Below are 26,604 nucleotides of genomic sequence, written 5' to 3'. Positions count from 1 at the left end.
CCACAATGGATGAAAAGCCAGATCAAAAGCCAGGTCAGGGAGAACGATTTTGACCCGCATAGCCCCGCAATTCCTGTTCGATTTCGGCAGCCCGAACGCCTATCTCAGTCATCTCGCGATCCCGGCGATCGAGCAGCGCATCGGCGTCAAATTCGAGTACGTGCCGATCCTGCTCGGCGGCATCTTCAAGTCGACCAACAACAAGTCGCCGGCCGAGACGCTCGCCGGCATCAAGAACAAGCGCGAATTCCAGGCGGTCGAGACCGAGCGCTTCGTCAAGCGCTTCAAGGTCCAGCCCTATGTCATGAATCCGTTCTTCCCGGTCAACACGCTGAACCTGATGCGTACCGCGATCGCGGCACAGGCCGAGGGCGTGTTCGAAAAATATGTCGAGGCCGCCTTCCACCACATGTGGCGCGAGCCGAAGAAGATGGACGACCCGGAAGTCGCGGCGAAGGCACTGGCATCCTCCGGCCTCGATGCCCATAAACTGTTCGCGCGCGCCCAGGAGCCCGAGGTCAAGGGCAAGCTGATCAAGAACACCGAGGACGCCGTTGCCCGCGGTGCGTTCGGCTCGCCCACCTTCTTCGTCGGTAACGAGATGCTCTTCGGCAAGGAGCAGCTGCGCGAGGTCGAGGAGATGGTGTCGGGAAAGTGAAGCGCGCGAATGGCGCGTAGCGAATAGCGAGTGGAAATCGCGCCTGCTATTCGCTACTTCCTATTCGCCATCCGCCAAAAATAAAGCCTAGTACAAAGCCAAGAATAAAGACGGAGTTCTCTCATGCGTATCCTCGTGGTCGGCGCCGGCGCCATCGGCGGCTATTTTGGTGGCAGGCTGTTACAGGTCGGCCGCGACGTCACCTTCCTGGTCCGGCCGCGCCGCGCCAGCGAGCTCGCTAGCGCGGGCCTCGTCATCAAGAGCCCGAACGGCGACGTGACGCTGAAGAATCCGCCGACCGTTCAAGCCGACGCGCTCAAGGAAAAGTTCGACGTCGTGCTCTTGAGCTGCAAGGCGTTCGACCTCGACGACGCCATCAAATCGTTCGCGGCCGCCGTCGGGCCTGATACGGCGATCATCCCCATGCTCAACGGCATGAAGCATCTCGACACGCTCGACGAAAAATTCGGCAAGGAGCGCGTGCTCGGCGGCCTCTGCGCCATCGCGGCAACCCTGAACGAGAAGCGCGAAGTGGTGCAGCTCCAGCCGATGCAGTCGCTCAGTTACGGCGAGCGCGACGGCAAGCTCTCGGACCGGGTCAAGGCGATCGACGAGGCCTTCAAGAGCGGCATCAATGGCGCCGCCGCCAGCCAGAACATCATGCAGGACATGTGGGAGAAGTGGGTGTTCCTGTCTTCGCTCGCCGCAAGCACCAGCCTGATGCGCACCTCCGTCGGCAACATCCTCGCGGCCCCCGGCGGCCGGGACTTTTTGCTCGGCATGCTGGACGAGACCAGCGCGATCGCCACCGCGTCGGGCTACACGCCGGGCGGCCCGTTCTTCGAGCGCGTGAAGGGCAACCTCACCACCGAGGGATCGCCGATGACGGCATCCATGTTCCGCGACATCAAGGCGGGCCTGCCGGTCGAGGCCGATCACGTCATCGGCGACCTCATCGCGCGCGCCGACGCCGCCAAGGTGCCGGTGCCGAAGCTGCGCATCGCGTATACGCATCTGAAGGCGTATGAGAGGCAGCGGGCGGGGTAGCTCCAAACTTCGCTGTCGTCCCGGGGCGCGCAGAGCGCGAGCCCGGGACCCATAACCACAGGGAGTGGTTATGACGCGAGCTGGTCACCACGAGTCTTCGCCAAACTTGATCCTGTGGCTATGGGTCCTCAGATACGCAATTGCGCATCGTAGCTCGCGACTTCGTCGCGCCCCGGGACGACAGCGGCGTTTGCCGCAACGACTCCGCGTTACTTGAAATACGCGAGATAGTGCGAGACGGCGGTGATTTCCTCATCGCTCATGTGATAGGCGACATCGGCCATCGCAGCGCCACCGCCGCCGACGCGCTGGCTGCTCTTGTAGTCGTGCAACGCCTTGACCAGGTATTCCTCGCGTTGGCCCGCGAGCCGCGCGACGGCCTTGGTGCCGGCAAAGCTATCCGTATGGCACGAGGCGCAGCGGCGGCCGACGGCAACTTGCGCGCCTTTTTTCGACAGGTCCGGATCCCCGTCTTCCGCTGCCTTCGGCGGCGTCATCTGCGCGAAATAGGCGCCGAAATTGCGGATGTCCTCGTTGGTGATCTCCTCGGCGATCGGCTGCATCTGGTCGTTCTTGCGCGAGCCGGCGCGGAAGAACACGAGCTGCCACTGGATGAATTGATCAGGCTGGCCGGCCAGCGAGGGGATGTTCTCCGTCTGCGAAATGCCGTTCTCGCCGTGACAGCCGGAGCAGACGGCGGCCTTCTCCTGGATCGCGGCATTATCGGCGGCCTGAGCTCGGACGAATGCAAGTGCTGCGAGCGATAGCGTCACAGACAGAATTCCAAACCGAACGGCTCGCATGGCTGATTTCTCCGACTGTCATTGCCGGGCTTGACCCGCCTGCTTGGCGTAGGCCCGGCAATCCATCCCGTTTGCAAAGAGGTTTCTCGTTTGATGGATGCCCGGATCAAGTCCGGGCATGACGAACGCGTTCCGCTGCAAGCCTGTCACAAACAAAAGAGGCTGCGACCGTCATCCGGTCGCAGCCTCGTGTCGTCTTGCGCTACTTCTTGCTGTAGCTGATGCGATAGATCGCGCCGGCCCAGTCGTCGGCGACGAGGATCGAGCCATCCTTGGCGAGGATGATGTCGTTGGGACGGCCGAGATAGCCCTGGTCGCCCTCGATCCAGCCGGAGGCGAACACCTCCTTCTTGGCGTTCTTGCCGTCGGGGCCGACGATCACGCGTGTGATATTGCCGCCCTGGTACTTGTGACGATTCCAGGAGCCGTGCTCGGCGATCAGGATGTTGTTCTTGTACTCGGCGGGGAATTGGTCGCCGGTATAGAACTTCATACCGAGCGGAGCGACATGCGCGCCGAGGTTCAGCACGGGCGGCGTGAACTCGGAGCACTTGTGACCCATCGCGAACTTCGTATCCAGCAGGTCGCCCTGGTGGCAGTAGGGATAGCCGAAATGCTCGCCGATCTTCGAGATCATGTTCAGCTTGTCTGAGGGCAGATCGTCGCTGATCCAGTCGCGCGCGTTCTCGGTGAACCAATATTTGCCGGTGCGCGGATCGACGTCGCCGCCGACCGAGTTGCGAACGCCGAGCGCGTAGATCTCGGCGTTGCCGGTCTTGGGATCGACGCGGCGGATCTGCGAGACACTGGTCGGGGGCACGCCGACGTTGAAGGGCGGTCCGAACGGCAGGTAGAACCAGCCTTCCTTGTCGACCGCGATGTACTTCCAGCCATGCGCGGCATAGGAGGGCATGTCGTCATAGACGACCTTGCCGTCACCGAGCTTGTCGAGATTGGCTTCGGCGTTATCGTAACGGATCAGCTTGTCGACCGCGATGACGTAGAGCGCGCCATCCCTAAAGGCGAGACCGGTGGGCATGTTCAGCCCTTTGAGGATGGTCTTGACCTCTTTCTTTCCGTTGTTGTCCTTGATGGCATAGACGTTGCCGAGGCCGAACGAGCCAACGAACAGCGTGCCCTTGTCACCCCAGGCCATCTGCCGCGCGGCGAGAACGCCGGGCGCATAGACTTCGATCTTGAAGCCGGCCGGCAGCTTGATCTTCTTCATCATCGCGGCGAGCTCGGCCTCCGACGCGCCGGTCGGCGGGCCCGACGGCGGTGCGAGGCCCTTCTGCGCCTCGGTCTCGTCGCCGAGGAACCAGTCGTCCGGCGGATGGGTCCAGAACTCCTTGGTGCCGGATTCGTATTTCTTCAGCTGGCGGTTCTTGTCCTGCTGTTGTGCGCTGACTGCGCTTGTCCCCGCGAGAAGGGCAACCGCTGCAAGCGCCAGGACGGATTGAAAGACGGATTGATGGAATTTCATCACGTCACTCCCCTAAGGCAGCCGTCAGGGCTGCACGTTATTTTGTTTTGCTAGTCGAGAGGCGAAGTTCGGACTCTGTCAGGACGACAGACGCAAAAATGTTAGCACATCTGCGGACGGTGAGAAGCGCGTCGGGAGCACTGCAGTCAGACTCAATAGAAATTGAGACTGAATGCTACGAAGATTTGCACGGCGACGATCGCGGTCTCGCTGCAACGCGGAATCAAAATGGCGTGTGACTGATTTGCAGGCAGCAGGCGGGGCGGTCGCACAAAATTGCGAAAACAACCCCATGCACAGTAGAACGGCTCAGCCCGGTCTGCTCCCGGTGATGCCGGGCAGACATTTGATGCGTCGAGCAAAACGGCAAAGACGGCGATTACGAGGCGACGGGATAGGGTCCGTCGTCGAATACCGTGTCGTGATAGCCTTTCGACCCGATCTCGCGCGCCAGCGTGCTGCGAAAATCGCGGCCGTCGCGCAGGCTGTTCAGGACATGCGCGAAGTCGAATTCGGGCCGCCAGCCTAGCTCGTGCCGCGCACGATCGTTGACATAGACGCGGTCGATCTCGGGGAATAGCCGCCATCCGCGCGCCGCATAGAGCTGCGCGCAATCCGTGTAGAGCTCGCGCACGACACCGGCCGCGTCGCGCGCGAGCGCCGCGAGATGACGGGGTTCGAACGGGCTCGTGGCGGAGATGATGTAACGGGCAAAACCGATCTTCGGCGCGCGCTCGACGGCGAGCAGATGGGCGCTCACCGCGTCCGCTATATCCAGCCGTCTATAGAGCAGCTCATTGGCCTGTGCGTTGTCCAGCGGGTAAGCCGAGCGCATCGCCGGATCGTCATCGTCCTCAGGGAAGAAGCGCGAGGTCCTCAAGATCACGACGGGCAGGCCGCGCTCGCGAAAGAACAGCTCGCACAGCGTCTCGGCCATCAGCTTCGTCGTGCCGTAGATGTTCTTCGGCACCGGCGCCAGATCCTCGGTGACCCACACCGCAGCCTGTCCGGCCCCGGGTCGAAGCTGCGAACCGAATGCGCTGGTGGTGCTGGTGAAGACGAAGCTGCGCACGCCGGCGGCTATGGCCGCCTCGAGCAGATTGAACGTGCCGGTGACGTTGGTGTCGACAAAATCCTGTTTGCTGTGGGTCGCCACATGCGGCTTGTGCAGCGTCGCGGAGTGGACCACGGCGGTGACGCCCTCCATCTGGCGCCGCACGAAGTCGGAATCGACGATCGAGCCGACGGCATCGGTGAAGGGCGATGGCTTCAGATCGATCCCACGCGCGGGGAAACTGCGTCCCCGGAGCATACGGAGAACGGCCTCCCCAAGGTGGCCCGCGCTGCCCGTGACCAGTATTGTCATTTGAGACCCAATACAGCCGCCAGCGGCGTGGAAAACCACGGCCCGACCCGGTTTGGCTGGATGCTTTGGGAAAAATTGGAGCGGGCGAAGGGGCTCGAACCCTCGACCCCGACCTTGGCAAGGTCGTGCTCTACCACTGAGCTACACCCGCATCCTGTGTCGGTCGCATGACGCGCCGGCAACGGCTGTCGTATGCCAAAAGCGGACGGCGAATGCAACAGCTACCGGCAGAATAGATTCGGTTTCGAAGGCCCTATATGGACCCCGAATGCGGCCAAATCGCCCGAAAGCGCGCCGGAACCGGCGAATCGGCCCTGATGGATTGAAATTCGGCCCATTCGGCCCAATCTAGGAGCCGACAACGAAGCATATGAATTGGCGACGTGCTAAAGAGCCGCCATTCCAGACATCAGACGAGGGGATCCCGTGACGATCATCGACCAAGGTAACGGAGCGGCGGGCCCGGCTGCGGCCGATCTGATCAAGGACACCACCACCCAGACCTTCGTGAAGGACGTCATCGAGGAATCGAAGCGCCAGCCGGTTCTGATCGACTTCTGGGCGGAGTGGTGCGGCCCCTGCAAGCAGCTCACGCCCGTGCTGGAAAAGGCGGTCAAGGCGGCCAAGGGCAAGGTCAAGCTGGTCAAGATGAACATCGACCAGCATCCGGCGATCCCGGGCCAGATGGGCATCCAGTCGATCCCGGCCGTGATCGCCTTCGTCAACGGCCAGCCGGCCGACGGCTTCATGGGCGCCGTGCCGGAGAGCCAGGTCAACGCCTTCATCGAAAAGGTGACCAAGGGCGTGACGGCGCCGGGCGAGCCCAATATCGCCGAGATCCTGCAAGAGGCCGAGGCGGTGCTCGCCGAGGGGGACGCCGCCGCCGCCGCGCAGATCTATGCCGAGGTGCTGCAGCACGATTCGACCAACATCGCGGCCCTTGCCGGACTCGCGAAATGCTACGCCGTCTCCGGCGCGATGGAGCAGGCCAAGCAGACGCTGGCGATGGTGCCGGAATCCAAGCGCAACGACCCCGCCGTGAAAGCCGTGCAGACCGCGATCGATCTCGCCGAGCAGGCGGAGCAGCTGGGGCCGGTGGCCGAGCTGGAACAGAAAGTCGCCGCAAACCCGCTCGATCATCAGGCTCGCTTCGACCTTGCGACCGCGCTGAATGCGCAAGGCAACCGGGCGGCGGCCACCGAGCAGTTGCTGGCGATCATCAAGCGCGACCGCAAGTGGAACGACGACGGCGCCCGCAAGCAGCTCGTGCAATTCTTCGAGGCCTGGGGTGGCACGGATGATGCTACCGTCGAGGGACGAAAGCGCTTGTCGACGATCCTGTTTTCGTAAGGGTTATTGTTGGAGCATGATCTTGTCGGAAAGCCGCTTCACACTTTGCGCTAACGCGGCCCTCCGGGTCCGGATCATGCTCTAGCGAGTCTAGCGGGGTCCAGATGCCGATCAACATCGAATATCGCGGCCCCGCCGACCTGCCGGAGATCATTCCGGTATTTCCGCTGCCGGGCGCGCTTTTGCTGCCGCGCGGCCAGATGCCGCTCAACATCTTCGAGCCGCGTTACCTTTCGATGGTCGACGATTCCTTGCGCGACGGCCATCGCCTGATCGGCATGATCCAGCCCGACATCGCCCACTCGCCGAAGAATTCCGACAGGCCGGCGCTGTTCCGCGTCGGCTGCGTCGGCCGCATCACCCAACTCGCCGAATCCGGCGACGGCCGCTACCTCCTCGAGCTCACCGGCGTCTCGCGCTTCAAGGTGGTCAAGGAGCTCGAAGTGCTGACCGCCTACCGCCAGTGCAAGGTGGACTTCTTCACCTTCGTCGACGACTTCACCGCGCGCATGGGCGAGGACGAGGTCGATCGCGAGGCGCTGCTGACCGTGCTGGCGGATTTCTTGAAGGCCAACAATCTCAAGGTCGACTGGGAAGGCGTCGAGAGCGCGCCCAATGAGGCGCTCGTCAACGCGCTGGCGATGATGTCGCCCTATGGCCCCGCGGAAAAGCAGGCCATGCTGGAGGCGCCGGATTTGAAGACCCGCGCCGAAATCCTGATCGCGGTTACCGAGATGGATCTCGCCAAGAAGCGCACCAGCGGCGATCCGCCGTTGCAGTGAGGGGCGCGCTGCCGCGTCACGCTCCGTCATGCCCGGGCATAGCCGTCCGAAGGACGGCGTCGCTTCGCTCGCCTATGACCCGGGCATCCACGTCTGAGAGGCACAAAGGAACGGGATGGCCGGGACAACCCCGGCCATGACGAGGAGAGAGCGCCGCCTCAAAAACCCTATTGATGATGGCGGATGCGCTTGCGTCCGGTGAACATCGCGCGGATCAGGTTCTCACGCTGGAGAAGCCCCATCAGCACGACGCCCAGCACGTGTACCACGGCCAGCACGATGACGGCGTCGGATGCTATCGCGTGGGTGTCCTCGACCCACCACAGGCCGAAGAAGGTGACGGTCACCGACATCGCCCCCGTGATGGCCGAGATGGCGATCGCCAGCAGCAGCGCCACCAGCATCAAGGTGCCGGCTGGATTGAGGCCGATATAGCGGCCGGTCATGCCGCGGCGTAGATTCCAGAGATAGTGTGGCGCGGCCCGAAGCCGGATGCCGACCATGCGGAAGCGCGAATAGCGGCTTCCCCAAAAACCCCAGACCAGGCGGAAGGCGAGAAGCCCGAGCACCGTATAGCCGACGATGCGGTGAAGGGTGTCGTAGACGGTGGGCGTGAACCACGCGGCCAAGATGCTGACCGCGAGGGCCCAGTGCCAGAGGCGTAGCGGGAGGTCCCAGACTGCGACCGTCCGCGAAGCCGTTCGATCCGCGGGGGTCCCGTCGGACGCCCCGCGCGTTTCTGACACCGCTTCGTCGATCAAGCCGTGACTATCCTCAAGCCTTGCTCAAGACCTTGCTTGAAACCTTACTTGGCAACCGTCTTCTTCAGGCTAAGATCTTCCGGGCTGTAGAACAGCTCGTAGAGCTTGCCTTCCTTGACGCCGTAGACCTCATAGCACGAGCCTTCGATCTTGGAGCGCCGCACTTCGTAACCCAGCGCCTTGGCCTTGGCTTCGGCTTCGGCGGCCGGCTTCCACGACGCCTTGTCGAGCTTGGTGCAATCCTTGAACCCGTCGGCCATGGCCGCCGAGCTCATACCCATGCCGACCGTCAGTGCAATTGCAACAACACGAATGACCTTCACGAACGTCTCCTCCTCTGTCGTGTGCGCGCGCGGCGCGAAGCGGGAGCGAGGGAAGCAAAGGCGATGATGAAGTCAATCCGGTTTGGACGCGGATGGCTTTAGAGTTATTCTAACGATCCGGAAAAGATCAGTTGGCTCCGTAGGCAGCAGGCATTTGAGCGGCCGCTGCGGCCTTACGCCTCACGGTTTGACGGCCGGCATTCTGGGCGCGGCACCTCAATAGCCGGCAACCGCCATCGCAACGACGGCACTGAGCGCCATCCAGCCGAAATGCCGGCCGCGCGTGGCCCACGCGTTGGCGACAGCCGAGAAACCGAACACACAGACCATGGTGACGACGATCCAGCGGCGCGCCAGCTCCGAGTCCATCCAGGGCGCCGCGATCAGGAGCACACCACCACCGATCCAGGCGACGGTCGAGGCCTGCCAGACCAGGCGAATCAGGGTGCGGAGCCGTTCCGGCTCGATGCGGGCCCGGGCAAAGACCTTGGTCTCGCCGAGAACGCCATGGATGAGGGCCACGGCAATGGCCACCACGCCGGAGCACTGGAGCAAGAGATCACGCATCGGCACAGCTCCCTGAAGCTTCGTCCGTACAGTTGTGTATGGTGAGATAGGCGCTGGCCCGCCGCCTGTCAATACACTAGTGTATGGCCAATTTTCCGGAACCGGTCATGACCGAACAACTCTCCGCCGACGACTGGATCAAGCAGGGCCTGAAGGCGCTGGCCAAGAACGGCTTCACGGCCCTGAAAGCCGATCCGCTCGCAAGGGCCATGGGCGTCTCGCGCGGCAGCTTCTATTGGCACTTCGCCGATCTCGGCGCGTTCCACGCCGCTGTCCTGAAGCGCTGGCGCGAGATCGCGGCCGAACAGATCATCGCCGACGTCGAGGCTGCCGGCGACGAGCCGCTGAAGGCGCTGCTGCGGAGATCCTTTGGCGCGCGGCTCGACCTGGAGCGCGCCGTGCGCAGCTGGGCGGCGTTCGATACGGCCGCGCAAGGCGCGGTCCGCGCGATCGACCGCCGCAGGATCGACTATATCGAGACGCTGCTTGCGATGCGGGGGCTCGAGCCGGCGAAGGCGCAGGCGCGCGCGCAGATCCTGTACTGGACATTCCTGGGCTTTGCCTTGTCGGGCACGCCGGTGCCGGCGGCACGGCTCCAGGGCCTGCTCGACGAGATCATGCGGATGGTCTCCGCCTAGATTCTTGTTTTGACGCGTTTTCTTTATGCGAACCGGTATCCACTTCGCTCGAAAACGCTCTGTTGGCGCAATGGGCGACCGCGATTTTCTGTGCTAGAGGCAAGCGATCTTCGGAGACCCCAATGAACGCTCCCACCGAACGCCCCGAAACCAGCGTCGATCCCAAATTGCTGGAGATCCTGGTCTGCCCGCTGACCAAGGGTCCGCTGGAGTTCGATTCCGCAAAGCAGGAGCTGATCTCGCGCAGCGCCAAGCTGGCCTACCCGATCCGGGACGGCATCCCGATCATGCTGCCGGAAGAGGCGCGCAAGATCGATTGATCAGGCGGCCCTCATGGTGAGGAGGCGCGATAGCGCCGTCTCGAACCATGAAAGCCCGGCTCTCTCACCTCGGCCTTCATCCTTCGAGACGCGCGCAAGCGCGCTCCTCAGGATGAGGAGTTAGAGCTTGCGCGATTGCTACAACGCCTCACCCTTCAGCAACCGCGGGATCTCACCGGTCAAACCGGCGGCCTGGCGGATGAAGAGGTTCTTCAGCGGCGGGGCGCGGTCGACGAGGCCGAGGCCGATGTCGCGCACCGTGCGCAGCAGCGTCGACTGGTTGGAGAACAGGAAGTTCAGCGAGTTGGTGGCAACGCCCATCGCCATGGTGTCGAAGCGGCGCCAGCGCTGATAACGTTCGAGCACGTCGACGCCGCCGAGATCCATGCCGAGCCGCGCGGCATCGACCACGACTTCGGCCAGTGCTGCGACATCCTTCAGCCCCATGTTGAGGCCCTGGCCCGCGATCGGATGGATGACATGCGCGGAATCGCCGACAAGCGCGAGACGCTCGGCGATGAAGGAGCGCGCCACGAAATAGGACAGCGGGAACGCACGCGGCTTGTCGAGCGCCTTGACCTCGCCGAGATGCAGGCCGAACCGGCGCTCGAGCTCGCCGTGGAACTCCTCGTCGCTCAACGCGATGATGCGCGCGGCTTCGCTGCGGCGGTCGGTCCACACCAGCGAGGATCGTTTTCCGGAGAGAGGCAGGATGGCGAAGGGACCCGCGGGCAGGAAGTGCTCCTCGGCGCGGCCGTCGTGATCGCGCTCATGGCCGACGGTGACGACGATGCCGGATTGATCATACTCCCAGCCATGGGTGACGATGCCGGCACGCTCGCGCAGTTTCGACCGCGCGCCATCGGCGGCGACCAGCAGGCTTGCCGCAATCACGCTGCCGTCGCCAAGCGTCACGTCGACGCCTTCCGGGCGCGCGTCATAGGACGCGACCGTCGTGGCGCGGAGATCGATGCCCTCGGCCTCGGCCCGCACCACCAGCGCGTCGATCAAACGGCGGTTCTCGATCATATGCGCAAACGGCTCGCCGGGCGCGACATCGCCGGCAAAGTTCAGAAAAACCGGACGGGTGGCGTCTTCAAGCTTTGAATCGGTGACGACCATGTCGAGGATCGGCTGCGCCTCGCCCCTGACGGCGTCCCAGGCGCCGATGGCCTCGAACAGGCGGCGGCAGGCGGCCACGATCGCGGTCGCGCGCGGGTCGCGGCTCGGACGGGTCGCGAGCGCGGGGTCGGCGACGGTGACGGGAATCTCGGGCCCGAGCCCCTGGCGCAACGCCAGGGCCAGCGCGAGGCCGGCAAACGCGCCGCCACCAATGACAATGCTACCCTGTACCGGCATACCAAATTCCTGGCTCACACTTCGGCTTTTCCAGGCCTTGCTAGCAGACTTGAGGTGGGCGAAACAGTGCGGTGAAACAAGGGCGGAACTGCCTCATTCCGTCGTTCCGGGCCGCGCACAAGCGCGAACCCGGAATCCAGAGGTTATCGGCTCGGGATTCCGGGGTCATCGCTGTCGCGATGCCCGGGAATGACGAGACGCTGCGAAAGCACCATCATGTCCAAAGGCCTGATCGACCTGATCTCGATTCTCGACCTCGAACAGCTCGAGGTGAATCTGTTCCGCGGCAACAGCCCGAAGACGAGCTGGCAGCGGGTGTTCGGCGGCCAGGTGATCGGGCAGGCGATGGTTGCGGCCTGCCGCACGGTCGAGGGCCGGCTGCCGCATTCGCTGCATTGCTATTTCATCCTGCCTGGCGATCCGCAGATCCCGATCATCTACCAGGTCGAGCGCCTGCGCGACGGCAAGAGCTATTCGACCCGCCGCGTCACCGCGATCCAGCACGGCAACGCGATCTTCTCGATCATGGTGTCGTTCCACGCCGACGAGGAGAGCGCGTTCGATCATCAGGACAAGATGCCCGACGTGCCGCCGCCGGAAAAGCTCACGGCGGAGGAGATAGCGAAGCAGCCGATGTTCAAGGAGATGCCGGAGTTCATCCGCCGCTACTACGAGTCCGATCGTCCGATCGAGCTGCGCCCGGTCGAGCTCGGCCGTTATTTCGGCCAGAAGATCGAGGACGGCCGCATTCACGTCTGGATCAGGACCGCGGCAAAGCTGCCGGACGATCCGGCGCTGCACATGTGCGCGCTGGCCTATGCCTCGGATTTTTCGCTGCTCGACGCGATCATGGCGCGCTACGGCCGCACGCTGTTCGACAAGCGCATGATGCCCGCGAGCCTCGACCACGCGATGTGGTTTCACCGCCCGTTCCGCGCCGACGAATGGCTGCTCTACGCGCAGGATTCGCCGAACGCACGCGGCGGCCGCGGCTTGACCCGCGGCTCGATCTTCAAGCCCGACGGCACGCTGGTCGCCTCCGTCGCGCAAGAAGGTTCTGTGCGCGAGCGCAAGTCCTAGAGCCCAGGCGCGAGTTCGTCGCGCCTGGGATTTGCGATCAAGCTCCGAGCGACCCGCGCGGAGCGAGCTCGGTCTGCGATGCAAACCAGTTCATGATCCAGCGATACACCCACGGGATCGGGATGATGAGGCTGGACAGGATCGCGGCGACGATGCCGCGCCAGAGAATGCCGAGACCGCTGCCCTTGAACACGATCTCACGGCGCGTGCCTTCGATGCTGCGGCAGAACCAGCGCATCTGCGCCGCGGCGACCCAGGCCCAGCCGATGATCGTGATGATCGAGATCGCGAACAACAGATTCCAGCCGATATAGGCCCAAGCTGAGCCGGAGAAGCTGAGCCCGAGCGGCTGCCCGTTGGAGGCGAGGTTCGCGACCATCCATTTGATCAGCAGCCAGTAGAGCACGATCTGCGCGATGAACAGCAGATTGCTGAGCAGCGCACTGCCGATGACGCCGATCGCGATCGCCAGAACGATGAAGCCGAAGAACCAGGGCACCAGCGTCATCGCATTGCCGGTGAAGCTGAGATTGGGCCGGCCGGGCACCTTCACGCAGGACACGATCCATTTCGTGTACCAGACGAACACCCACGGCACCGGAATGATGAGGCACATGCCGATCAGCATCACGATGCTGCGCCAGGTGAACTCGAGGATGCCGAAATCGACCGACAGCGCTCCTCCGCTGCCACCGCCACCACCAGCGTAGCCGGCGCCAGCGTAACCACCGGAGCCCATCATCGGCGGACCGCCGGCCGGCATCATCGGGGGCGCACCGCCACCGCCGATCAGGCCGGGAATTTCGGCGGCCTTCTGCCAGCCGGCCATGCCCTCGGACCACACCAGCGTATCCGGGCGCACAACTCCCTGCGCGACCAGGTCGCGGAATTGCCCTTCCGGATAGGGTCCCTGTTGCTTGCCCTCGGATGCGTAGAACCAACTCGCCATGAAGCGTCCCCCTCAAACATACTTTTGTACCGGCCGGGACGCTTCGGTTCACCGCATCCATGCCAAAAACGCATTGTGAAGGATGAACGGATGCCCTGTACAGAGGCGGCGGTTCACATGGCCAAACGTTTTTCCGCTTCAGTCTGCAAGTTTTTTATGCCATTTGCCCGGAAAGATGCCAGATTGACGCTGCGCCGGGGACATACGGCGTGGCGCATCCCCGGGGAATAGGCCTGACCATGAAACTCGTCGTCGCGATCATCAAACCCTTCAAGCTCGATGAAGTCCGCCAGGCGCTGACCGCGATCGGCGTCCACGGCATGACCGTGACCGAGGTGAAAGGCTACGGCCGCCAGAAGGGTCATACCGAGATCTATCGCGGCGCGGAATATGTCGTGAACTTCCTGCCGAAGCTGCGGATCGAGATCGCGGTCGCCTCCGACGTCGCCGACAAGGCCGTCGCCGTGATCACCGCGACGGCGCGCACCGGACAGATCGGCGACGGCAAGATCTTCGTCACGCCGATCGACCACGCGCTGCGCATCCGCACCGGCGAAACCGACAGCGACGCGCTTTAAGGCTTTTCGTTTTGACGCGTTTTCTTCACGCGAACCGGTATCCACTTCGCTCGAAAACGCTTTGATCCTTCTTCGATCGCACCGGGCAACGACGCCACAGCGTGCGACGCCAATTGATGCCGGGGGGAATGACATGGCGGGATTGTCGCGCCGCGCAGCTGCTATGGCTGCGCCGCTCGGATTTGTGACGTTCGTTGCGGCGCCCGCATACGCCGCGGGCTCCGAGATCAACACAGCCGACACCGCCTGGATGATCGTCGCCACCGCGCTGGTGCTGATGATGACGATCCCCGGCTTGGCGCTGTTCTATTCCGGCATGGTGCGCAAGAAGAACGTGCTCGCCACCATGGCGCAGAGCCTCGCCGCGGTGACGATGATCTCGATCCTCTGGGTGGCGTTCGGCTATTCGCTCTGCTTCGTCGGCGACGGGCCGTGGATCGGAACGCTCGACCGCTGGTTCCTCGCGGGCATGACGATGGACAGCGTCAACCCGGCGGCGAAGACGATCCCGGAAGCGCTGTTCATGCTGTACCAGATGACCTTTGCCATCATCACGGTGGCGCTGGTCGCGGGCTCGGTCGCCGACCGGATGAGATTCTCCGCTTATCTGGTGTTCTCGGTCGCCTGGTTCATCTTCGTCTACATTCCGCTGGCGCATTGGGTGTGGGGTGGCGGCTTCCTCGCCAGCATGGGCGTGCTGGATTTCGCCGGCGGCCTCGTCGTGCATCTGTCGGCCGGCACCGCCGGCCTCGTCGCCGCCAAGGTGATGGGCCGCCGCCACGGCTACGGCACTGAAAATCTGTCGCCGTTCGATCTGTCGCTCGCGGTGATGGGCACCGGCCTGTTGTGGGTCGGCTGGTTCGGCTTCAACGGCGGCTCGGCAGGGGCAGCCAATTCGCGCGCGGTGCTGGCGATCATCGCGACGCATCTTGCGGCCTGCTCCGGCGCGCTGACATGGGGCGCGATCGAATGGTCGACCCGGCGCAAGCCTTCGGTGCTCGGCATGATCTCCGGCGCGGTCGCCGGGCTCGGCACGATCACGCCGGCCTCGGGCTTCGTCGCGCCCTGGCATGGCATCGTCATCGGCATCGTCGCCGGCGCGGTCTGCTACTGGGCCTGCACCTGGCTCAAGCACCGCTTCAACTATGACGATTCCCTCGACGTGTTCGGCGTCCACGGCATCGGCGGCCTGACCGGCACGCTGCTGGCCGGCGTGTTCGCGACCAGCGCGATCGGCGGCACCGCCGGCCTGATCGAGGGCCATCCGCAGCAATTGCTGATCCAGCTCTACGGGGTCGCCGTCACCTTCGTCTGGGCGGCCGGCGTGAGTTTTGTCCTGCTCAAGCTGGTCTCCCTGTTCGTGCCCTTGCGCGTATCCCGTGAGCACGAGCTGGAGGGGCTGGATATTTCGCAGCACGGAGAAGCGCTTCAGTAATCGGGGCTTGCGCAACACATAAGTAAATGCTTATGTGTTGGCATGATCGAAGCCGACATCTTCAAGGCATTGGCCGACCCGACGCGCCGAAAAGTCTTTGAGAAGCTCGCTGGCGGAAGCCTGAATGCCAGCGCTTTGCGCGACGGTTTGGAGATCAGCCAGCCGGCGATGTCGCAGCATCTTTCGGTGCTGCGCGCGGCAGGCCTCGTGCGCGAACAGCGGCAGGGCCGGTTCGTGAACTACGAAGTCGACCCGGACGGAATCGTGGCCATCGGCACATGGCTTGCGCGCTACCGCGCCTACTGGCCGAAGCGCATGGAAGCACTCGCCGATCTCCTCAAGGACATGGATCAATAAGGACTGGGATCAATGAGCGACGCCGCGAAGCCTGATCGTCCCGACGAAGCCCTGGTACTTGAATATGATTTCGATGCGCCGCCAGCGAAGGTCTGGCGCGCCGTGACCATTCCGGCCTTGCGCGAGCGCTGGCTGCCGGATTGCGACCTCGCAGGCGCCGAGCCTGAATCAACGATCGCAGGCGAAGAGGTGCGCTACCGGCTTCGCGATTCAGAGCCGCCGTTTCGCGAGAGCCACGTCATCTTCCGGATCGAGCCGAACGAGGACGGCGGCACGCGCTTCCGCATCATCCAGCAAGCCTGCGAAGAGCGAACAAAGCTGCCGCAGCCGGCCAACAGCAATTGCTGCCTGATGCGCGCGGCGGCTTAAACACCAACAAGACTTCGTCACCTGCAAACATGGAGGTCGCCAATGCGCGACATGCTTCAGCTCGTCCCTATGGTTGTCGAACAATCCGCCCGCGGCGAGCGGTCCTTCGACATCTATTCGCGGCTCCTGCGCGAGCGCATCATCTTCCTCAACGGCGAGGTCAATGATGCGATGTCCGGACTGGTGTGCGCGCAATTGTTGTTCCTGGAGGCGGAGAATCCGAACAGGCCGATCAATCTCTACATCAACTCCTATGGCGGCGTGGTCACCTCTGGTCTCGCCATGTACGACACCATGCAGTTCATCAAGGCGCCGGTTCATACGCTGTGCATGGGCACCGCGCGCTCGATGGGCTCGTTCCTGCTGATGGCCGGCGAGCCGGGTCACCGCGCCGCGCTGCCCAATGCGAGCCTTCACGTGCATCAGCCGCTCGGCGGCTTCCAGGGCCAGGCGTCCGACATCCTGATCCATGCCAACGAAATGCAGGAGACCAAGCGGCGCATCACCCGGCTCTACGCGCTGCATTGCGGGCGCACCGAGGCGGAGGTGGAACGGACCCTGGACCGCGACCACTTCATGACCGCGCAGCAGGGGGTCGAGTGGGGATTGATCGACCGGGTCTTTGCGGAGCGCGAGGCCGCCTGACGATTCAGGCCGGTTGCGCGCATCCCGTGAGCACGCCGAGGGCCGGTTCGATATTTCGCAGGGCGGCGGGCCCCTTTGTCGGGCCCCTTCTGTAATAAAATACCTTCTTGCTGCCCGACACGTGAGCAGCAATTGTGTCGACAGCCTGTCGTGCCCGCTTTTTGATCAGGCGTGACCACGTTTTGAGCGCGACGTATTAGCGCACTGCACCGCAGCACGCGTCAAACGCGAAAACACCCGTTTTCATAGTCCGTTAGGCAACGCGCCCGATCTGGCACGGCATTTGATTCTAAGGGTGCTGGCTGTGCCCGCGTAGTGAACTTCTCCCTCGTGGCGAACCAGTCGAGAAACGCCCGGCCACGTCCGGACCGGGCCAAGCGGGGATAGGACCCATGAAAATTGTTATGGCGATTATCAAGCCATTCAAGCTGGAAGAAGTCCGTGACGCCCTGACCGCCATCGGCGTTCACGGTCTCACGGTGACGGAAGTCAAGGGATATGGCCGCCAGAAAGGCCATACGGAAATCTATCGCGGTGCCGAATACGCCGTGAGCTTCCTGCCCAAGATCAAGATCGAGGTCGCTGTCGCCTCCGACCAGGTTGACAAGACCATCGACGCCATCACGTCCGCCGCGAAAACCGGGCAGATCGGCGACGGCAAGATCTTCGTCATCAACCTCGACCATGCGGTTCGCATCCGCACCGGCGAGGCCGATGCCGCGGCCCTTTGATTTCGCGCTCAACCTTTACCAATCAGGAGTGAATAAAATGACGTTTAAGCGTCCCTATGGCGCGGGATTGGCGGCTCTCGCAGTCGGCATGTTCGCTGCGACCGCGGCCTATGCCGAGCCAACGGTCAACAAGGGAGACAACGCCTGGATGCTGACATCGACAGTGCTCGTGCTGTTGATGACGATCCCCGGCCTCGCGCTGTTCTACGGCGGTCTCGTCCGTTCCAAGAACATGCTCTCCGTGCTGATGCAGGTGTTCTACACCGTCTGCGTCGTCACCGTAATCTGGGCCGTGTACGGCTACAGCCTCACCTTCACCGGCGGCTCCGACTTCATCGGCGGCTTCTCCAAGGCCTTCATGATGGGCGTCACCACCGACTCGAAGGCCGCGACCTTCTCGGTCGACGCCAACATCTCGGAGCTCATCTATATGTGCTTCCAGATGACCTTCGCGGCGATCACGCCGGCCCTCATCGTCGGCGCCTTCGCCGAGCGCATGAAGTTCGCGGCCATCGCGCTCTTCATCCCGCTCTGGGTCACGCTGATCTACTTCCCGATCGCGCACATGGTCTGGTACTGGCCCGGCCCGGACATGATCCAGGACGCTGCCAAGGCACTCGCTGCTGCCACTGATGCGGCTGCGAAGACGGCGGCGCAGGCCAAGCTCGACGAGATCAACGCCGACGCCGGCTGGATCTTCAAGAAGGGCGCGATCGACTTCGCTGGCGGCACCGTGGTGCACATCAACGCCGGCATCGCAGGTCTCGTCGGCGCTCTGCTGATCGGCAAGCGCGTCGGCTACGGCAAGGAGCTGATGGCTCCGCACTCGCTGACCATGTCGATGATCGGCGCCTCGCTGCTCTGGGTCGGCTGGTTCGGCTTCAACGCCGGCTCCAACCTCGAGGCCAACGGCGGCGCAGCCCTCGCCATGACCAACTCCTTCGTCGCCACCGCAGCCGCCGCGCTGTCGTGGATGTTCGCGGAGTGGATCGTGAAGGGTCACCCGTCGGTGCTCGGCGTCATCTCCGGTGCTGTCGCGGGCCTCGTGGCCGTCACGCCTGCCGCCGGCTTCGCCGGCGTGATGGGTGCGATCGTCCTCGGCCTCGTGGTCGGCGTGGTCTGCCTGTTCTTCTGCACCGTCGTGAAGAACGCGCTCGGCTACGATGACAGCCTCGATGTGTTCGGCGTGCACTGCGTCGGCGGCATCGTCGGCGCCCTCGGCACCGGCATCCTCGTCAATCCGGCGCTGGGTGGTGCGGGCATCATCGACTACACGGCGATCCCGCCGAAGGTTGCCGATTACGACTTCGCGGCGCAGATGATCTCCCAGCTCTGGGGCGTCAGCACCACGCTGGTGTGGTCGGGCATCGGTTCGGCGATCCTCTACAAGGTCGTCGATGTGATCGTTGGCCTCCGCGCCAATGTCGAGACCGAGCGTGAAGGCCTCGACATCACCGAGCACACCGAGCGCGCCTACAACATGTAACTCTTCTCCCGGGCGCGGCCTCCGCGGGGGCCGTGCCCACAACTACGGTTTGGGGCACATACCCGGCAATGTCCCGACCGTTGAGGGGCTCCAGCGCAAGCTGGAGCCCCTTTCTTTTTGGCGCGCCGCATCGTCGCAGCGGCCACGCCTGCACCAAGCCCAAATTGCATTGTCCCGAAACTGGTGAATATCATGCTCCCGTCCGGAGCACGGTCTCATGAGCCTGTTGCGTTTCGTGGCTTTGTGTTTGCTGTCGCTTGCCCTGTCTGCCCTCGACGCCAAGGCCGACAAGCGCGTTGCGCTGGTGATTGGCAACGGCGCCTACCGGAACGTTCCCACGCTCGCCAATCCGACCAATGATGCGGCCGACATCGGCGCGGCGCTGAAGCGATCGGGATTCGAGCCCCTGGTCGCGACCGATCTCGATCAGGCCGCCATGCAGGACACCGTTCTTCGCTTTGCGCGCGAGGCCCGCGGCGCCGACGTCGCCCTGTTCTATTACAGCGGACACGCGCTGCAATTCGCAGGAGTCAACTATCTGGTGCCCGTCGATGCCGTCGTGCGCGACGAGGTTGATCTGCGGCGCCTGGTGCGCGCCGACGAGATCCTGGCGGATTTGCAGCAGGCCAAGAACCTGCGCATCCTCGTGCTCGACGCCTGCCGCGACAATCCCTTCGCGGACGAGCTCCGGCGAAACATCGGGCAGGGGCGCGGCGTAACCGTCAGCCGCGGGCTGGCCAAGATGGAGAGCCCGGAGGGCACCATCATCTCCTATGCGACCCAGGCCGGTCGCACGGCCGACGACGGCAACGGCCGCAACAGTCCCTATACCAGCTCGTTCCTGGAGCACATCAGCGACAGGGACAACATCAATACAGTGTTCCAGACCATCGGCGCCGGCGTCTACAAGTCGCACCAAGGGATCACAGGTCCCGGAGCTGTCGTTGTCGTTCTTCGGCGAGTTTTACCTCAATGGCAAAGCCGAACCCGCGGCGCTGACACCATCTTCACCTCGGACTGACCCTTGCGCAGAGGCCGCCGACCATTGGCGCGGTGCGGACGCGCTCGGGACCATCACGGCCTTCAAGGATCATCTGCTTCGCTTCCCGTCCTGCGCCTTTGCAGACCTGGCGAAATACCGCATCGAGCTGCTGTCGAAATCCATCGACAGCGCAAAGCGCCCGACGACTTTCGACGGAACCTGGATCGCCAACGAAAGCTGCGAGAGCAAACCGCCTTTTCCGGAAGCCCATCGCCAATATGTCTTTCGCATCAAGGAGGGAGTGCTGCACACGGTGCTCGGGGACGAGGGCAAGCCCGGCTCTGTGAGTTATGACGGCAAGATCGAAGCGGACGGCAACAGCACCATCTCCGTCAACGGTATCATTGGCGACAAGGATCCGCTGAATCGCGCCGCGGGCTCGTCCTATCGATACAAGATCGTGCTCGAACTGAAGGCTTCCAAAGGGGCTGGGGTCCGCACGGAAACCTATTGGCCGTGTCGCTACGACTTTTCAAAGGTATCAGCGCCAAGCGGAGAATCCGAGCGGAGGCAGCCCGACCCGAAGCGCGCCGCAAAGCGCAATGACAATGCGGCTGCTGCGCCTTCCGATCGGCGCGACGGCGGACAGGCCGCGCCGGGCGGCAACGGGATGAGCTGCTCCACGATGCGCAGAAATTGCGCGGTGGCTTGCGTCAGTTTTGGCGGCCAGCCCAACTGTGGCTCAACCTTCTGCGTGCGGCAAGAAGCGGAATGCATGAGCAGCGGATGCTGGAGAAGTCGAGCTTTCAACGGCTGCGGCATCGCCAAGCGATAGGCGCAAGGCATTCTCCGCAGCCTTCCCATCGAGAACGCCATGGTCTTTTTGACCGTTGCGCAAAAGAAATAGATTGCCATTTCAGATTGCGGCGCAGAAATATCGACCACAACGAAAAACAAATCGGGAGGTCGTCATGCGTTTGGAAGGCGGATGCTATTGCGGCGAAGTGCGCTACGTGGCCGAAGGCGATCCGATGATGCAGGCCCAGTGCCATTGCCGCGAGTGCCAGTACATCTCGGGCGGCGCGCCCAACACCTTCATCGCGATGCCGGTGTCCGGCTTCAGCTACATCACCGGGCAGCCCAAGCAGTTCACGCGCAAGGATCTCGAACGCGCCGTCACGCGCGAATTCTGCGCCGAATGCGGCACCCATCTGGTGACCAAGGTTCCGGGACTGCCAGCGGCGATCCTGAAGGTCGGCACCCTGGACGAGCCAAAGCAGTTCCATCCGCAAATGGCGATCTACACCTGCGACAAGCAGGAGTTTCACGCGATCCCCGCTGGCATGGCGACGTTCGAGAAGCTGCCGGGGCACTAGGCGCGCCCATATCCGGAAACTCGCCATGCCCGGGCTTGCCCCGCCTGCGCGGCCGAAGCCCGCTTCGGCGAGGCGAAGGCCCGGGCATGAACGTTCCTGGAGCGTGGCAGGAAGGCCGGGGATGGCCGAGACAGGCCCGGCCTTGACGAGACCCGGGCCCGCCATCGTCCACTGTATCCGGCCTCATTAGTCCCGCTCCGGTCGGGCCGAACCTCAAATCCGGGTCACGGAAATGACTCTTGATGGCGCGGAAAGCCGATGGTTAATCGCGTCTTAACCTCGCCCTATCTATGGTGAAGTGAACCGCTTCCCGCCGGCGCCTTGGTGCGACCGGCTGTTCCAAGAGTGCTGGCGTCCAGAATGGCTATAACCGCTTCATCCCGTGCGCCGCAGGACAGTGGAAGCTCCGATAGCGAACGCTCGCCCTTCGTCCGGCTGAACGAGCTGCTGGCACCCCATCAACCGGGTAAGCCCTTGATTACGCTTGCAGTCGGAGAGCCCCAGCATCCCGTGCCTGACTTCGTCGGCCCGGTGCTGGCCAAGCACATCGCCGATTTTGGCCGTTACCCCGCGAACAAGGGCACCGACCCGTTTCGCACGGCAGCGGGCGCCTGGCTGTCGTCGCGCTTCAAGCTGCCGCGGCCGCTCGACCCCGAGAACGAGATTCTCGTCCTCAATGGCAGCCGCGAGGGGCTGTTCCTCGCCGCGATCGCGGCCGCGCGCTATGTCGGCCCGCGCCCCGGCAAGCCCGCCATCCTGATGCCGAACCCGTTCTATCCGGTCTATGGCGCCGGCGCCCGAGCCGCGGCCTGCGAGCCGGTCTACCTGCCGACCACCGTGGAAAACGGCTTTCTGCCCGATCTCGATGCCATCGACGAAGCGACGCTGGCGCGCACGGTGGCGTTCTATCTGGCCTCGCCCGCCAATCCGCAGGGCTCGGTCGCCAAACCCGACTATTTCAGGCGGTTGAAGCAGCTCGCCGACCGCTACGGCTTCGTGATCCTCAGCGACGAGTGCTATTCCGAAATCTACACCCGCGAGGCCCCGGGGAGCGCGCTCGAATGCGCCGGCCCTGATTTCACCCGCGTGGTTGCGTTCCAGTCGCTGTCGAAACGCTCCAACCTGCCGGGCCTGCGCGTCGGTTACGCCGCCGGCGACAAGCGATTCATCAGCATGTTCCTCGAGCTGCGCAACATCGCGGCGCCGCAGGTGCCGGTGCCGCTCCAGCATGTCGCGACCGTTGCCTACGGCGACGAGGCGCATGTCGAGGAGAACCGCAGGCTCTACCGGATCAAGTTCGATCTCGCCGACCAGATCATCGGCGATCGTTACGGCTATCGCCGGCCTGACGCCGGCTTCTGCGTCTGGCTCAACACGTCCGCGCTCGGCGACGACGTGTCGATCACGCTCAGGCTCTTCAAGGAAGCAGGCGTACGCGTGGTGCCCGGCAGCTATCTGGCGCGGCTCCAGCCCGACGGCTTCAATCCGGGCGCAGGTTTCATTCGCCTTGCGCTGGTGCAGGATGGCGAGACCACGGCGCAGGCGCTGCACCGCCTGGTCGAGACTCTGGGTTAGGCGGGGCCCATGAGCATGTCAGCAATCGAACGTGTCATTCCACTGGTCGGCCATCTGCCACCGTCGATCCGCGAGGGGCTGGCGCGGCGTATGCGCGAGCTCACCGGTTTCGGCCTGATTGCATTGTCCGGCGTCGCCTCGGCCGCGCTGATGACATGGTCGGTGCAGGATCCAAGCCTCAGCCACGCGACCTCGCGGCCGATCCGCAACATTCTCGGCTATGCCGGCGCGATCGGCGCCGACCTTGCGATGCAGATCCTCGGGCTCGGCGCGATCATGCTGGTCCTGACGGTCGCGGTCTGGGGCTGGCGCATGATGACCCATCGCCCGTTCGACCGCGAGGCGCTGCGGCTCGGTTCCTGGATTCTCTGCACCGTGATCGCTGCGGGCTTTGCCAGCTGCTGGCCGCATGGCGGCGCCTGGCCGCTGCCGACCGGCCTCGGCGGCGTGGTCGGCGATGCGCTCGTACGCGCGCCCGCGGTGATTTTCGGACCGGCGGGCACGATCTATCGCATGGTGCTGGGCACGATCCTGTTCGCCGCGATGGGCGCGACCTTCCTGATCGCCTGCGGCCTCGGCGCGCGCGCGCATGACGACGAGTTCGCGGAGATCGAGGACGACGACAAGCCGCTCGACGAAGACGAGGAGAGCGATCGCGGCTCGGTGTCGCTGGGGTGGCTGTTCCACGCATTGATGAGCACGAAGGCGCGGCTGATCTGGCTGCTCGGCACCGCTTACCGCTCGCTGGTCTCGAGCGGACCGAAGACCAAAGCCGTTGCGTTCAGCCGCCAGGAGCCGAATCTCGGCGCCGGCCGCGCCGCGCCGTCGATCTCGCCGCAGTCCGAAGACGAAATTGACGAGGACGAGCACGAAGAAGAGGAAGACGAGGAGGAGGAAGAGGAGGAGCCGGCCGCGCGCGCCCCGCGCAAGAAGGCTGCACCAAAGGCCGCTTCCAAGAAATCCTCCGACAAGTTCGAGCTTCCGTCCGTGTCCGTGCTGGCCGCGCCCAAGGCGGGCGATCGCCAACCGCTCAGCAAGGCTGAGCTGGAAGCCAATTCGCGTTCGCTGGAAGGCGTGCTGCAGGATTTCGGCGTGCGCGGCGAGATCGTGAAAGCCAATCCGGGTCCCGTGGTCACACTGTACGAGCTGGAGCCGGCGCCCGGCATCAAGTCATCGCGCGTGATCGGTCTCGCCGACGACATCGCCCGTTCGATGAGCGCGCTGTCGGCACGCGTCGCCGTCGTACCCGGCCGTAACGCCATCGGCATCGAGCTACCGAATGCGCATCGCGAAAAGGTCTATCTGCGCGAGCTGCTGGTCGCCAAGGAGACTGTCGATTCGGTTGCGAAGCTGCCGCTCTGCCTCGGCAAGACCATCGGCGGCGACCCCGTGATCATCGACCTCGCGCGCACGCCGCACATGCTGATCGCCGGCACCACCGGGTCCGGCAAGTCGGTCGCCATCAACACCATGATCCTCAGCCTGGTCTACCGGCTGCGCCCGGACCAGTGCCGCCTGATCATGGTCGATCCGAAGATGCTCGAACTCTCCGTCTATGACGGCATTCCCCATCTACTCACGCCTGTTGTGACCGACCCGAAGAAGGCGGTGGTCGCGCTGAAATGGGCCGTGCGCGAGATGGAAGAGCGCTACAAGAACATGGCCAAGCTCGGTGTGCGCAACATCGACGGCTACAATACGCGCCTGCTCGAATTGAAAGCCAAGGGCGAGGAACCGACGCGCACTGTGCACACCGGCTTCGACAAGGAAACCGGCAAGGCGATCTACGAGGAAGAGAAGCTCTCGCTCGACCCGCTGCCCTACATCGTCATCATCGTCGACGAAATGGCCGACCTGATGATGGTCGCCGGCAAGGACATCGAAGGCGCGGTGCAGCGTCTCGCGCAGATGGCGCGCGCCGCCGGCCTGCATGTGATCCTCGCGACGCAGCGCCCGTCGGTCGACGTCATCACCGGCACCATCAAAGCGAACTTCCCGACCCGCATCGCCTTCCAGGTGACGTCCAAGATCGACAGCCGCACCATTTTGGGCGAGATGGGCGCCGAGCAGCTGCTCGGGCAGGGCGACATGCTCTACATGGCGGGCGGCGGCCGCATCAGCCGCGTGCACGGACCTTTCGCGTCGGACGAGGAAGTCGAAAAGGTGGTGCGTCACCTCAAGACGCAGGGCCAGCCCGAATACCTCGAGGCCGTCACGGCCGAAGAGCCGACCGAGGACGAGGACGGTGGCGCCGTGTTCGACGCCAGCGGCATGGGCGCGGATGGCGGCGGCGATCTCTTCCAACAGGCCGTGGCCATCGTCAAACGCGACCGCAAGGCCTCGACCAGCTATATCCAGCGCCGGCTCCAGATCGGCTATAACCGTGCCGCCTCCTTGATGGAGCGCATGGAACTGGAAGGCATCGTCGGACCCGCCAACCACGCCGGAAAGCGCGAGATTCTGGTCGAGGAAGAAGACAGCCATATGTGAGGCGAGCCGCCTCTGAACATAATTTCACGCAAAATCGATATCTGCAGTAGCGAAATCACGCTAAAAGGGCGCCCAGCCACACAGGACGACGCGTTGATCAGACATCCGGACATTCGATTCGCTGCCACCATCGCTGCGCGAAGCGCGCGCATGGCCGGCGTGCTTCTCGTCACCGCCGCGATGGTGACCGCGGCGTCGTTTGCGCAGACCGTGCCTGTGCCGAAGCCCGCGCCGAAGGGCCGCGATGGCGGAGGCCCCGCCGTCACCGGCGCGACCCAGACGCCGCCGAACCCGGTCATCCCGGATCCGCGCCGCAACGTGCCGACCAGCATCTTCCAGACGTTTGACGCCAACCAGAAGGCGCAGGCGGCCAAGGTCAGCGCCTATCTGTCCTCGCTGTCGACACTGGTTGGAAATTTCGTCCAGGTCGGCCCCGACGGCAGCAAGACGCAGGGCGACTTCTACATCCAGAAGCCCGGCAAGGTGCGCTTCGAATATGACGCGCCAAGCCCGATCGACATCGTCGCCGACGGATCGTCGCTGGTGGTGCGCGACCGCAAGCTCGCGACCCAGGACGTCTATCCGCTGTCGCAGACGCCGCTGCGCTTCCTGCTGTCCGACCGCATCGACCTGATGAAGGACACCAATGTCGTCAACGTCTCGGCTGACGACGTGTTCGTCAGCGTCACCATCGAGGAGAAGCAGGCGCTGGTCGGCACCAGCCGCCTGCTGCTGATGTTCGGCGCCAAGGACGGCCAGTTGAAGCAGTGGACCGTCACCGACCCGCAGGGCTACGACACCACGATCGCGGTCTACAATCTCGATGCGGGCAAGAAGCTCGATCCTGCCATGTTCAAGATCGATTTCACCAATTACGGCCCATCGCCGGGTTGAAAGCTCTACTGCCGTAGGGTGGGCAAAGGCGCATTAGCGCCGTGCCCACCATCTCTCCTTGCGGCAGGCATGGTGGGCACGCTTCGCTTTGCCCACCCTACGAGGGCTTGCTACGAACCTTGCACCCATCCCCTAAAAGACGTGGGCACGGCGCTTTGCGCCTTTGCCCGCCCTACGAGAGCTTGCTAAGACGCATCCCT

General features: G+C 63.8%; 28 protein-coding genes and 1 tRNA gene. 20 read left to right on the top strand and 9 right to left on the bottom strand.

Annotated elements, in window-relative coordinates; translation table 11 throughout:
* Positions 1 to 49: 49 nt before the first annotated feature.
* Complete coding sequence (locus J4G43_RS01415; protein WP_208083845.1) at positions 50 to 658, top strand: 2-hydroxychromene-2-carboxylate isomerase; 609 nt, start codon at positions 50 to 52, stop codon at positions 656 to 658.
* Between the two features lie 123 nt (positions 659 to 781).
* Positions 782 to 1,705 (top strand): 2-dehydropantoate 2-reductase, encoded by a 924-nt coding sequence (gene panE / locus J4G43_RS01410; RefSeq protein WP_208083844.1) that lies wholly within the window; start codon positions 782 to 784, stop codon positions 1,703 to 1,705.
* Between the two features lie 209 nt (positions 1,706 to 1,914).
* On the opposite strand, the gene J4G43_RS01405 is transcribed toward panE, so the two are convergent.
* From J4G43_RS01405 to J4G43_RS01390, 4 genes are all read right to left on the bottom strand, one after another.
* Positions 1,915 to 2,508, bottom strand: coding sequence for a c-type cytochrome (locus J4G43_RS01405; RefSeq protein WP_166104981.1), 594 nt, complete (start codon positions 2,506 to 2,508; stop codon positions 1,915 to 1,917).
* A gap of 202 nt (positions 2,509 to 2,710) precedes the next feature.
* Complete coding sequence (locus tag J4G43_RS01400) at positions 2,711 to 3,991, bottom strand: PQQ-dependent sugar dehydrogenase (protein WP_166104978.1); 1,281 nt, start codon at positions 3,989 to 3,991, stop codon at positions 2,711 to 2,713.
* Positions 3,992 to 4,370: 379 nt separating this feature from the next.
* The gene (locus J4G43_RS01395; RefSeq protein ID WP_208083843.1) at positions 4,371 to 5,357 is read right to left on the bottom strand and encodes an NAD-dependent epimerase/dehydratase family protein; all 987 of its coding nucleotides are present in this window, start codon (positions 5,355 to 5,357) and stop codon (positions 4,371 to 4,373) included.
* Between the two features lie 76 nt (positions 5,358 to 5,433).
* A tRNA-Gly gene (locus J4G43_RS01390) sits at positions 5,434 to 5,508 on the bottom strand.
* A gap of 275 nt (positions 5,509 to 5,783) precedes the next feature.
* Between J4G43_RS01390 and trxA the strand changes: the two genes are divergently transcribed.
* Both trxA and J4G43_RS01380 read left to right on the top strand, forming a co-directional pair.
* Complete coding sequence (gene trxA / locus J4G43_RS01385) at positions 5,784 to 6,707, top strand: thioredoxin (protein ID WP_014490757.1); 924 nt, start codon at positions 5,784 to 5,786, stop codon at positions 6,705 to 6,707.
* A gap of 104 nt (positions 6,708 to 6,811) precedes the next feature.
* Positions 6,812 to 7,489 (top strand): LON peptidase substrate-binding domain-containing protein, encoded by a 678-nt coding sequence (locus tag J4G43_RS01380; protein ID WP_063980301.1) that lies wholly within the window; start codon positions 6,812 to 6,814, stop codon positions 7,487 to 7,489.
* Positions 7,490 to 7,656: 167 nt separating this feature from the next.
* On the opposite strand, the gene J4G43_RS01375 is transcribed toward J4G43_RS01380, so the two are convergent.
* The 3 genes from J4G43_RS01375 to J4G43_RS01365 form a co-directional block, all read right to left on the bottom strand.
* Entirely contained in the window at positions 7,657 to 8,250 is a 594-nt protein-coding gene (locus J4G43_RS01375; protein ID WP_208083842.1) for a cytochrome b/b6 domain-containing protein, read from the bottom strand.
* Between the two features lie 44 nt (positions 8,251 to 8,294).
* Positions 8,295 to 8,573 (bottom strand): PepSY domain-containing protein, encoded by a 279-nt coding sequence (locus J4G43_RS01370; RefSeq protein WP_028150199.1) that lies wholly within the window; start codon positions 8,571 to 8,573, stop codon positions 8,295 to 8,297.
* 216 nt (positions 8,574 to 8,789) lie between these two features.
* Positions 8,790 to 9,140 carry a hypothetical protein gene (locus J4G43_RS01365; protein ID WP_071908737.1) on the bottom strand — a complete coding sequence of 117 codons (351 nt, stop codon included), beginning with the start codon at positions 9,138 to 9,140 and terminating at the stop codon, positions 8,790 to 8,792.
* Between the two features lie 107 nt (positions 9,141 to 9,247).
* Here J4G43_RS01365 and J4G43_RS01360 point away from each other — a divergent pair, with 107 nt between their 5' ends.
* Together J4G43_RS01360 and J4G43_RS01355 are read left to right on the top strand one after the other, a co-directional pair.
* A complete protein-coding gene (locus J4G43_RS01360) occupies positions 9,248 to 9,778 on the top strand; it encodes a TetR/AcrR family transcriptional regulator (protein ID WP_208083841.1) in 531 nt (176 codons plus the stop codon).
* Between the two features lie 122 nt (positions 9,779 to 9,900).
* Entirely contained in the window at positions 9,901 to 10,098 is a 198-nt protein-coding gene (locus tag J4G43_RS01355) for a Trm112 family protein (protein WP_011083431.1), read from the top strand.
* 138 nt (positions 10,099 to 10,236) lie between these two features.
* Here the strand turns inward: J4G43_RS01355 and J4G43_RS01350 are convergent, their stop codons facing one another.
* The gene (locus J4G43_RS01350; protein ID WP_208083840.1) at positions 10,237 to 11,457 is read right to left on the bottom strand and encodes a ubiquinone biosynthesis hydroxylase; all 1,221 of its coding nucleotides are present in this window, start codon (positions 11,455 to 11,457) and stop codon (positions 10,237 to 10,239) included.
* Positions 11,458 to 11,673: 216 nt separating this feature from the next.
* On the opposite strand from J4G43_RS01350, the gene tesB reads away from it, so the two are divergent.
* Positions 11,674 to 12,537, top strand: coding sequence for an acyl-CoA thioesterase II (tesB, locus tag J4G43_RS01345; RefSeq protein ID WP_208083839.1), 864 nt, complete (start codon positions 11,674 to 11,676; stop codon positions 12,535 to 12,537).
* Between the two features lie 37 nt (positions 12,538 to 12,574).
* On the opposite strand, the gene J4G43_RS01340 is transcribed toward tesB, so the two are convergent.
* Positions 12,575 to 13,486: a DUF4339 domain-containing protein gene (locus tag J4G43_RS01340; protein WP_208083838.1), complete on the bottom strand. Its 912-nt coding sequence runs from the start codon at positions 13,484 to 13,486 to the stop codon at positions 12,575 to 12,577.
* Positions 13,487 to 13,725: 239 nt separating this feature from the next.
* On the opposite strand from J4G43_RS01340, the gene J4G43_RS01335 reads away from it, so the two are divergent.
* The 13 genes from J4G43_RS01335 to J4G43_RS01275 all read left to right on the top strand — a co-directional run bounded on the left by J4G43_RS01335 (position 13,726) and on the right by J4G43_RS01275 (position 26,404).
* Complete coding sequence (locus tag J4G43_RS01335) at positions 13,726 to 14,064, top strand: P-II family nitrogen regulator (RefSeq protein WP_008142802.1); 339 nt, start codon at positions 13,726 to 13,728, stop codon at positions 14,062 to 14,064.
* 133 nt (positions 14,065 to 14,197) lie between these two features.
* A complete protein-coding gene (locus tag J4G43_RS01330; protein WP_208083837.1) occupies positions 14,198 to 15,499 on the top strand; it encodes an ammonium transporter in 1,302 nt (433 codons plus the stop codon).
* A gap of 42 nt (positions 15,500 to 15,541) precedes the next feature.
* A complete protein-coding gene (locus tag J4G43_RS01325) occupies positions 15,542 to 15,856 on the top strand; it encodes an ArsR/SmtB family transcription factor (RefSeq protein ID WP_014490770.1) in 315 nt (104 codons plus the stop codon).
* 12 nt (positions 15,857 to 15,868) lie between these two features.
* Entirely contained in the window at positions 15,869 to 16,225 is a 357-nt protein-coding gene (locus J4G43_RS01320) for an SRPBCC family protein (RefSeq protein ID WP_028150192.1), read from the top strand.
* 42 nt (positions 16,226 to 16,267) lie between these two features.
* A complete protein-coding gene (locus J4G43_RS01315) occupies positions 16,268 to 16,870 on the top strand; it encodes an ATP-dependent Clp protease proteolytic subunit (protein WP_208083836.1) in 603 nt (200 codons plus the stop codon).
* Positions 16,871 to 17,262: 392 nt separating this feature from the next.
* Positions 17,263 to 17,601, top strand: coding sequence for a P-II family nitrogen regulator (locus J4G43_RS01310; RefSeq protein ID WP_008142813.1), 339 nt, complete (start codon positions 17,263 to 17,265; stop codon positions 17,599 to 17,601).
* Between the two features lie 37 nt (positions 17,602 to 17,638).
* Positions 17,639 to 19,087: an ammonium transporter gene (locus J4G43_RS01305; protein ID WP_208083835.1), complete on the top strand. Its 1,449-nt coding sequence runs from the start codon at positions 17,639 to 17,641 to the stop codon at positions 19,085 to 19,087.
* Positions 19,088 to 19,304: 217 nt separating this feature from the next.
* Positions 19,305 to 20,108 carry a caspase family protein gene (locus J4G43_RS01300; protein ID WP_225004576.1) on the top strand — a complete coding sequence of 268 codons (804 nt, stop codon included), beginning with the start codon at positions 19,305 to 19,307 and terminating at the stop codon, positions 20,106 to 20,108.
* Entirely contained in the window at positions 20,032 to 20,904 is an 873-nt protein-coding gene (locus tag J4G43_RS01295; RefSeq protein WP_225004573.1) for a hypothetical protein, read from the top strand. The genes J4G43_RS01300 and J4G43_RS01295 overlap by 77 nt, the downstream gene beginning before the upstream one ends.
* Before the next feature lie 136 nt (positions 20,905 to 21,040).
* Complete coding sequence (locus tag J4G43_RS01290; protein WP_208083834.1) at positions 21,041 to 21,445, top strand: GFA family protein; 405 nt, start codon at positions 21,041 to 21,043, stop codon at positions 21,443 to 21,445.
* A gap of 360 nt (positions 21,446 to 21,805) precedes the next feature.
* Positions 21,806 to 23,020, top strand: coding sequence for an aminotransferase class I/II-fold pyridoxal phosphate-dependent enzyme (locus J4G43_RS01285; RefSeq protein ID WP_208083833.1), 1,215 nt, complete (start codon positions 21,806 to 21,808; stop codon positions 23,018 to 23,020).
* A gap of 9 nt (positions 23,021 to 23,029) precedes the next feature.
* On the top strand, positions 23,030 to 25,510 hold the full coding sequence (locus J4G43_RS01280) for a DNA translocase FtsK (RefSeq protein ID WP_208083832.1): 2,481 nt from the start codon (positions 23,030 to 23,032) through the stop codon (positions 25,508 to 25,510).
* 150 nt (positions 25,511 to 25,660) lie between these two features.
* Entirely contained in the window at positions 25,661 to 26,404 is a 744-nt protein-coding gene (locus tag J4G43_RS01275) for an outer membrane lipoprotein carrier protein LolA (RefSeq protein WP_028150187.1), read from the top strand.
* Positions 26,405 to 26,604 lie beyond the last annotated feature (200 nt).

It is taken from the genome of Bradyrhizobium barranii subsp. barranii, assembly GCF_017565645.3.
Taxonomy (GTDB): domain Bacteria; phylum Pseudomonadota; class Alphaproteobacteria; order Rhizobiales; family Xanthobacteraceae; genus Bradyrhizobium; species Bradyrhizobium barranii.
Note: the sequence above shows the minus strand (reverse complement) of the source record. Positions and strands in the feature narration are given on the sequence as shown.